Consider the following 8,733-nt stretch of genomic DNA (forward strand, 5'->3'; position numbering starts at 1 on the left):
TAACAACAAGGAGGTTCCATGAGAATCCTACTCACTGGCGGCACTGGTTTTATTGGTTCTGCAGTTATCCGGTATTTGATCAGCAACACGCGCCATCATGTCATCAACCTGGACAAACTCACCGCCAGAGCTCACCCCAAATCCCCAGGCAAAGCCGCTCGCAGTGTACGTTACCAGTTTCATCAGGCGGATATTTGCGACCCGGAAGTGTTCAGTGCACTGCTGAACCAGCACCAGCCAGATGTATTGCTGAACCTTGCCACTCTCAGACCCGAAACCAGTTACAACGGAACCCTCTCCATGCTGGAGGTCATTCAGGACTACTGGCAGGATCTACCTGCAGCTAAACAACAGAGCTTTTGTCTGCATCACCTGTCCTGCCACAAAGTCCACGGCGAAGCGGATACCCTCATCGAGCCACTGACCGAAGCATCACCCTGCGCACCCGCCACCCTGGATGCTGCCAGCAAAGCCAGCATCGATCACCTGATGCGAAGCTGGCACCTCACCCATGGATTACCCGTCAGTATCAGCAGCAGCTCAAGCAACTATGGCTGCTATCAGTTTCCAGACCAAACCATCCCGTCATTACTTATCAGGGCACTAAAAGAGCAACCCCTGTATATCCACGGGGATGGGCAGCAGACCTCCGATTGGCTGCATGTGGAAGATCATGCTCGCGCCTTGTACCTACTGCTTTCTGAAGGCAAGGTTAACGAAACCTACATGATCGGCAACAACCAACCCACCACCCAGCTGAACCTCATCTGTACCCTCTGTGATTTATTAGATGAACTCCACCCTGCCAGCACCAGCTACCGCAACCTCATCACTTACGACGAATCACAACCCACCACACCACGTCACCCTGCAGTGGACAGCAGTAAAATCAGGCAACAACTTGGCTGGCTGCCTGAGGAAACCTTCTACAGCGGCCTGCGAAAAACAGTAGAATGGTATCTCAACAATACCGAATGGTGGCAGAGTGTAATCAAGGGTGAATACCGGCAGCGCCGACTCGGAAAAGGCGGAATCATCTGGTAAATCAAACAACTTAACAAAAGGCACCTAGGCAAGGATACCTGCCGCATGATAGGTTAAGCTCAAATCGACAAGTCCTCGGGAAAGCACTTCAAATTCCGGGGCGGTAGCGTGCCAGAAACACCACACTCAAAACCCAAGGATACATTTATGCAGCATGATGCCCTTGCACCCCAATATGTACGTGATTTTCGATGCACAGGTGCCAAGTGCCCAGATAACTGCTGCCACAGCTGGAATGTTGCGGTTGATCCAGCCACCCTACAGGCTTACCGCACTAATCCTGTACTAATCCCAGTGGTACAAGACAAGCTGATTGATAATCGCGACCTATCTACAAAAGACTCGGCACCTGCCTACATCAAGCTGGATCCGGAAAGTGGGCGCTGCACATTGCAAGAGAAAAGCGGATTATGTACCCTGCAAAAACAGTTTGGTGAAGCCGCGCTGTGTCAAACCTGTGCCAGCTACCCAAGAACACCAAAAATGCTGGGTGATGACCTGCTGGTACTGCTTTCAGACTCCTGCCCGGAAGTGGCACGGCAGCTAACCCATGATGCCAATGCTATGGAGCTCAACTTTGGTGCCCTACAGCTGCCGGATCATTTAGCCATCAGCCTTGAATCGACTACTGATACTTACCCGCAGCGCCATCAAATCCTGCAAACACTTCTGACAATCCTACGCCACCGTGCCATACCCTTTGAATTGCGCCTGTTCATCAGTAGCCTGTATATCCAGCGAGCACAAACCCTTTTGTATGATGGTGGCGATATCAGCATCAAGGAGTTATCTGATTTATTTTTCAGCTTGATTGAGCAGGGTTATTTTGAACAACAAGCCCAACAATTGAGCAAAAAATCAGATGGTTCACTTGGATTACTCATCCTGGACATTCTGCGTAAAGAAAGACGCAGCAAAACAGCTTTCACTGAAGAGCTTCAAAGCACCCTTGAAGGACTTGGCATCAAAGACAAACTACCCATCGCGTCCAGTCACATCAAACAACTGGATGCAGCCAGAACCCAGTACCTAGATCGCTTGGAAAAAAAATACTCCCATGCACTGGAAAATCTTGTGGTCAACTGGCTGCTTAGTGGCCTATTCCCCATTTACAAAAAAGATCTGAACGATGGCTGGACCAACATCATGGTTCGTTACCTGCTGCTGCGCACACTGATATGCGGAGTTGCACTGAAACAAAAAAAACTGGATCTGAAAGACCTCACCCGCATCAGTTACCGATTCGGACGAGGCGTCAGCCACTCCGCAATACTCAATAAAATGATACTGGAGCTGGTAGGGCGTAATTTGAACAACACAACGGCTTTTGCCAACAGCCTGAAAGCCTGACTTCAATAAACAACTTGGAAACAGCAACACAAAACAAGGAGGTTCCATGACTTATCCGGATTTTATTCATCACGGTGGTGCATCGGGAGTAACCGGCAGCTGTCACCAGCTTCTGGCTGATAAAAACCACAGCCTACTGATAGATTGTGGGCTTTTTCAGGGTGAAGACGAAGCCGTAGATAGCTTTGAGCAATTACAGGTTCAGTTTGATCTGAGCAGCATCAAGGCGCTAGTAGTTACCCATGTACATATCGACCATATAGGACGCCTGCCCTATTTACTTGCAGCAGGCTACACCGGCCCGATCCTGTGCAGTCGTCCATCAGCACACCTGCTGCCACTGGTGATTGAAGATGCCCTGCGCATCGGCTTTACCAAAGATGAACGCTTAATCAGCCGTTTTCAGCAGCAGGTACAACAACAGCTGATACCGCTGGATTACAAAAGCTGGCACACCTTGGTCGATACCCCTGAGTTGTGCCTGCGTATTAAACTTCATCGAGCAGGACATATTCTCGGCTCCTGTTATGTTGAAGTGGCATTAAATGCCCGACAGCAAAACCATAAGGAACGTATTATTTTTTCCGGTGATCTGGGAGCACCTTGGTCACCCTTGTTACCTGCACCCCAGTCACCCTACAAAGCGGATCGTCTGATTCTGGAAAGTACCTATGGTGACCGGTTGCATGGCTCACGGCGTGATCGAGTCAAACAGCTGCAACAAGCCATAGAACGGGCCCTGGGTAATGGCGGCACAGTGATGATCCCAGCTTTCAGCATCGGGCGTACTCAGGAACTGCTGTATGAATTGGAGGGTCTGGTTCACTCAGCCGGTGGTTTGTGGAAAGATCTAGAGATTATTGTTGATTCACCGCTGGCTGCCCGGTTTACACAAGTTTATCGCCAACTTAAACCCTATTGGGATGCCGAAGCCCAGCGTCGTCTGCAAGCGGGTCGTCATCCACTGAATTTTGACAACCTGTACACCGTCTCCAGTCATCAGGAACACCAGCAAACCGTGGACTACCTGGCTAAAAGTGGACGCCCCGCTGTTGTTATTGCTGCCAGTGGCATGTGCGCCGGTGGCCGTATAGTGAACTACTTAAAAGCCATGCTGGAAGATGCCCGCCATCAAGTACTTTTTGTAGGATACCAAGCATCCGGTACACCGGGACGCAAAATCCAGAAATACGGCCCACAAGGCGGCTGGGTAGAACTGGATGGACAGCGCTACACTATTCGAGCTGGAGTCGACACCATCAGCGGCTACTCCGCCCACGCAGACCAGAAAGACCTGCTCAACTTCATCAAACGCATGCGCCACTGGCCACGAGAAATCCGCCTGGTACACGGCCAGGACAATGCTCGCAAAACACTGAAACAAGAAATTGAGCGGTTATATGCAAGAAAAAACAAAAGCGTGGAAGTGTTGCTACCTTGAACAAGAGCCACCTGCAGTCACCAATGCGTAAAAAACTCCCTATCGGTATCCAAACCTTCGCGGATATTCGTGAAGGTGGTTACTACTACGTGGATAAAACCCCGCACATCCAGCGTTTAGTGGATGAGGGCAAGTACTACTTTTTATCTCGCCCTCGGCGTTTTGGTAAAAGCCTGCTGCTGGATACCATCGACTGCCTGTTTGCCGGTCGTCAGCCCTTGTTTGAAGGCTTATTCATTCAGGACAAGTGGGACTGGAGTAAAAAACACCCGGTAGTGCGCATCAGTTTTGGCAGTGGTGTGCTAACCAGTCGCACACAGTTAGATGAGCGCATTCGTGAGCAGCTGTACGTTAACCGGCAGCAATTAGGTGTCGAGCCGGATCACGCGACAGACATTGCCGGTGAGTTTGCCGAGTTGATTCGTCTGGCTCACAGCACCTACGGTCATCGAGTAGTGGTGCTGATTGATGAGTACGACAAACCGATTCTGGATAACATCCTGGATTCTGACCGTGCACGGGAATTGCGCGAAGGTTTAAAGAATCTTTACAGTGTACTGAAAGATTCAGACCCGTATTTGCAGTTTGTGCTGCTGACCGGCGTTTCTAAGTTCAGCAAAGTCAGCTTGTTTTCTGGCTTAAACAACTTAAACGACCTTACACTGGATGCCCGTTTCACCACCATTTGTGGTTATACCGATGCCGATCTGGATGTGGTGTTTGCTCCTGAGCTGCCGGGGCTGGATCGTGCTGAAATCAAACACTGGTACAATGGTTATCGCTGGGGGGGTGCCGAAACCACCTCGGTCTATAACCCCTTTGATGTACTGCTGTTGTTGCAAAAAAGAATGTTTGAACCCTACTGGTTTGAAACCGCCACCCCCACTTTTTTAGTCGATCTGCTGAAAACTCGCGGGGTTTTTACACCAAGGCTGGATCAAATGGAAACCGAACAACAACTGCTGGGGCAGTTTGATGTTGATCTGATCAGCACCGAGGGCTTGTTGTTTCAAACCGGCTATCTGACCATCCACAAACACGAAGAACCCTTAACCGGCTACCACCTTTACACGCTGGGCTACCCCAATCAGGAAGTGGAAACCAGCTTGAACCAGGTACTCTTACCTGTACTTGGCGTGAGTGAAGGGCCGCGTTATCGCAGAACACTATTCACCCACTTACGCAACCACGACCTGCAAGGGCTGGAAGAACACCTCAAAGCCCTGTTTGCCGCTTTACCCCATGACTGGTATCGCAACAACCCCATCGCTCAGTACGAAGGCCACTACGCCAGCGTGTTTTACAGCCATTTTGCGGCTCTGGGCGTACAGGTCACCGTGGAAGATGCCAGCAACTACGGCAAGGTGGATATGAGTGTTGAGTTTGATGGTCATGTTTATTTGTTTGAATTCAAGGTAGTAGAGCAACTGCCGGAAGGATCGGCTCTGCAGCAGATCAAAGACAAACACTATGCCGATAAATACCAGGGCAAAGGCCTAAAAATCCACCTGTTTGGTGTCGAATTTTCCAAAGAACAGCGCCAGATCGTGGCGTTTGAAGTTCATACCCAGCAATGACAGGGTGTTCAGCAGCTTCAGGAGCGCACAACGTGGAACGTTTTTTCAACACAGCCGGGCCCACCATTCCGGCTGATCATTACCACATCGATCTTCTGCACCGACTGGACTGGGAAGAAATCCAGCACCTGATTGCCAGCAAGCGTTACTTTGTTCTCCATGCTCCCCGGCAAACCGGCAAAACCTCCACCCTGCTGGCAATCATGAAAGAACTTAACAGCAAGGGCGATTACGCCTGTGCTTACGCCAATATAGAGGGAGCCCAGGCAGCCCGAGGTGACGAAACCCAGGGCATACCGGCAGCTTGCAGTGCCATTGCACGTTCCATTGCGCTATATCTTAATCGGCCAGAGCTTCTCGACTGGTATCAGGATCAAGGCGGACGACTTGCAGTGCAAGATCAGCTCACCGGCCTGCTGCAACAATGGAGTCAAATAGAGTCCCACCCTGCCGTACTGCTACTGGATGAAGTTGATGCACTTGTTGGTGACACGCTGATCTCCCTGCTACGCCAGATACGTGCCGGCTATGCCCAACGCCCGGATTTCTTTCCTCAGGCCATCATACTTTGTGGCGTCAGGGATGTGCGGGACTACCGTATGCATCAGGAAGGTGCCGAAGTCATCACCGGCGGCAGTGCCTTTAACATCAAGGCCGAATCCCTGCGCATGGGTAACTTTACGGAAGAAGAAACCCGCCGCCTTTGGCTAGAGCATACTCAGGAAACCGGGCAGATTTTTGATGAAGCCATCTTTCCGGAACTCTGGGAAGACACCAAAGGCCAGCCCTGGCTGGTCAATGCCCTGGGGCATGAAGTGACCTGGAAAAACCGCGAAGCCCGTCAGCGCAGCCGCAACATCTCACGGGTGGACTATCAGCAAGCCCGTGAACGGCTGATTTACTCGCGTGCCACCCACCTGGATCAACTGACCGACAAACTCAAAGAACCACGTATTCACTCAGTGATCAGCTCAATCTTGAGCAGCGAAGATGAAGACAAGATCAGCCAGATCAAGGTTGATGACCTGCAATACGTTGAAGACCTGGGACTGATCCAAAGCCGACCCACAGTCAAAATCAGCAACCGCATCTACCAGGAAGTCATTCCGCGCGAACTGACCTGGCCCACCCAGGTGATGATCGCCAACCAGGAGCAAGCCTGGTACATCAATCCTGACCACACCCTGAATATGGAAAAACTCCTGCAGGCCTTCCAGCAGTTTTTCCGTGAACACTCGGATAGCTGGAGTGAAGGCTTTGACTACAAAGAGGCAGCCCCGCAACTGCTGATGCAAGCTTTCTTGCAACGCATCATCAACGGGGGTGGACGCATATCGCGTGAATATGGTTTAGGCCGCAAACGCACTGACCTGCTGATCGAATGGCCGACCGATCCTGAACAAGGCATGTATGGGCCCTTACAACGCGTGGTGATTGAACTGAAAATCCTGCGCGGCAGCCTGGACAGCGTGATCGAAAAAGGCCTGCAACAAGCCCTCGACTACACCCGCCAGGTCGGTGCTGAAGAAACCCACCTCATCATCTTTAACCGCGATTCCAGCACCCCCTGGGATCAGAAAATCTGGCACAAAGATCAAATGCTGGATGATCACAACATTCAGGTCTGGGGGGCATAATGAAGCGTTTTTTTAACACAGCCGGGCCCACCATTCCGGCTGATCATTACCACATCGATCTTCTGCACCGACTGGACTGGGAAGAAATCCAGCACCTGATTGCCAGCAAGCGTTACTTTGTTCTCCATGCTCCCCGGCAAACCGGCAAAACCTCCACCCTGCTGGCAATCATGAAAGAACTTAACAGCAAGGGCGATTACGCCTGTGCTTACGCCAATATAGAGGGAGCCCAGGCAGCCCGAGGTGACGAAACCCAGGGCATACCGGCAGCTTGCAGTGCCATTGCACGTTCCATTGCGCTATATCTTAATCGGCCAGAGCTTCTCGACTGGTATCAGGATCAAGGCGGACGACTTGCAGTGCAAGATCAGCTCACCGGCCTGCTGCAACAATGGAGTCAAATAGAGTCCCACCCTGCCGTACTGCTACTGGATGAAGTTGATGCACTTGTTGGTGACACGCTGATCTCCCTGCTACGCCAGATACGTGCCGGCTATGCCCAACGCCCGGATTTCTTTCCTCAGGCCATCATACTTTGTGGCGTCAGGGATGTGCGGGACTACCGTATGCATCAGGAAGGTGCCGAAGTCATCACCGGCGGCAGTGCCTTTAACATCAAGGCCGAATCCCTGCGCATGGGTAACTTTACGGAAGAAGAAACCCGCCGCCTTTGGCTAGAGCATACTCAGGAAACCGGGCAGATTTTTGATGAAGCCATCTTTCCGGAACTCTGGGAAGACACCAAAGGCCAGCCCTGGCTGGTCAATGCCCTGGGGCATGAAGTGACCTGGAAAAACCGCGAAGCCCGTCAGCGCAGCCGCAACATCTCACGGGTGGACTATCAGCAAGCCCGTGAACGGCTGATTTACTCGCGTGCCACCCACCTGGATCAACTGACCGACAAACTCAAAGAACCACGTATTCACTCAGTGATCAGCTCAATCTTGAGCAGCGAAGATGAAGACAAGATCAGCCAGATCAAGGTTGATGACCTGCAATACGTTGAAGACCTGGGACTGATCCAAAGCCGACCCACAGTCAAAATCAGCAACCGCATCTACCAGGAAGTCATTCCGCGCGAACTGACCTGGCCCACCCAGGTGATGATCGCCAACCAGGAGCAAGCCTGGTACATCAATCCTGACCACACCCTGAATATGGAAAAACTCCTGCAGGCCTTCCAGCAGTTTTTCCGTGAACACTCGGATAGCTGGAGTGAAGGCTTTGACTACAAAGAGGCAGCCCCGCAACTGCTGATGCAAGCTTTCTTGCAACGCATCATCAACGGGGGTGGACGCATATCGCGTGAATATGGTTTAGGCCGCAAACGCACTGACCTGCTGATCGAATGGCCGACCGATCCTGAACAAGGCATGTATGGGCCCTTACAACGCGTGGTGATTGAACTGAAAATCCTGCGCGGCAGCCTGGACAGCGTGATCGAAAAAGGCCTGCAACAAGCCCTCGACTACACCCGCCAGGTCGGTGCTGAAGAAACCCACCTCATCATCTTTAACCGCGATTCCAGCACCCCCTGGGATCAGAAAATCTGGCACAAAGATCAAATGCTGGATGATCACAACATTCAGGTCTGGGGGGCGTGAATCAATGAGTCACCCACAACTTGACCCCAAAAATGACTACGTCTTCAAACGTGCTTTCACAGAGTGCCCCGATGCGTTAG

Annotated in this window: 6 protein-coding genes; all 6 read left to right on the forward strand. The window is 51.5% G+C overall.

Features of this window, described 5'->3' with window-relative positions; all coding sequences use genetic code 11:
- The first annotated feature begins 18 nt into the window (after positions 1 to 18).
- The 6 genes from IBX50_RS14335 (at position 19) to IBX50_RS14360 (ending at position 8,653) form a co-directional block, all read left to right on the forward strand.
- Positions 19 to 1,044 carry a GDP-mannose 4,6-dehydratase gene (locus tag IBX50_RS14335; RefSeq protein WP_292256960.1) on the forward strand — a complete coding sequence of 342 codons (1,026 nt, stop codon included), beginning with the start codon at positions 19 to 21 and terminating at the stop codon, positions 1,042 to 1,044.
- Positions 1,045 to 1,191: 147 nt separating this feature from the next.
- A complete protein-coding gene (gene fliB / locus IBX50_RS14340) occupies positions 1,192 to 2,394 on the forward strand; it encodes a flagellin lysine-N-methylase (RefSeq protein WP_292256962.1) in 1,203 nt (400 codons plus the stop codon).
- Positions 2,395 to 2,440: 46 nt separating this feature from the next.
- Positions 2,441 to 3,835 carry an MBL fold metallo-hydrolase gene (locus tag IBX50_RS14345; RefSeq protein ID WP_292256964.1) on the forward strand — a complete coding sequence of 465 codons (1,395 nt, stop codon included), beginning with the start codon at positions 2,441 to 2,443 and terminating at the stop codon, positions 3,833 to 3,835.
- A 23-nt stretch (positions 3,836 to 3,858) separates the two neighbouring features.
- Complete coding sequence (locus IBX50_RS14350; protein ID WP_292256966.1) at positions 3,859 to 5,412, forward strand: ATP-binding protein; 1,554 nt, start codon at positions 3,859 to 3,861, stop codon at positions 5,410 to 5,412.
- 32 nt (positions 5,413 to 5,444) lie between these two features.
- On the forward strand, positions 5,445 to 7,049 hold the full coding sequence (locus IBX50_RS14355; RefSeq protein ID WP_292256968.1) for an AAA-like domain-containing protein: 1,605 nt from the start codon (positions 5,445 to 5,447) through the stop codon (positions 7,047 to 7,049).
- Positions 7,049 to 8,653 carry an AAA-like domain-containing protein gene (locus IBX50_RS14360; RefSeq protein ID WP_292256970.1) on the forward strand — a complete coding sequence of 535 codons (1,605 nt, stop codon included), beginning with the start codon at positions 7,049 to 7,051 and terminating at the stop codon, positions 8,651 to 8,653. Before IBX50_RS14355 ends, IBX50_RS14360 begins: the two co-directional genes overlap by 1 nt.
- Positions 8,654 to 8,733: the final 80 nt, after the last annotated feature.

This window comes from Marinospirillum sp., from assembly GCF_014859565.1.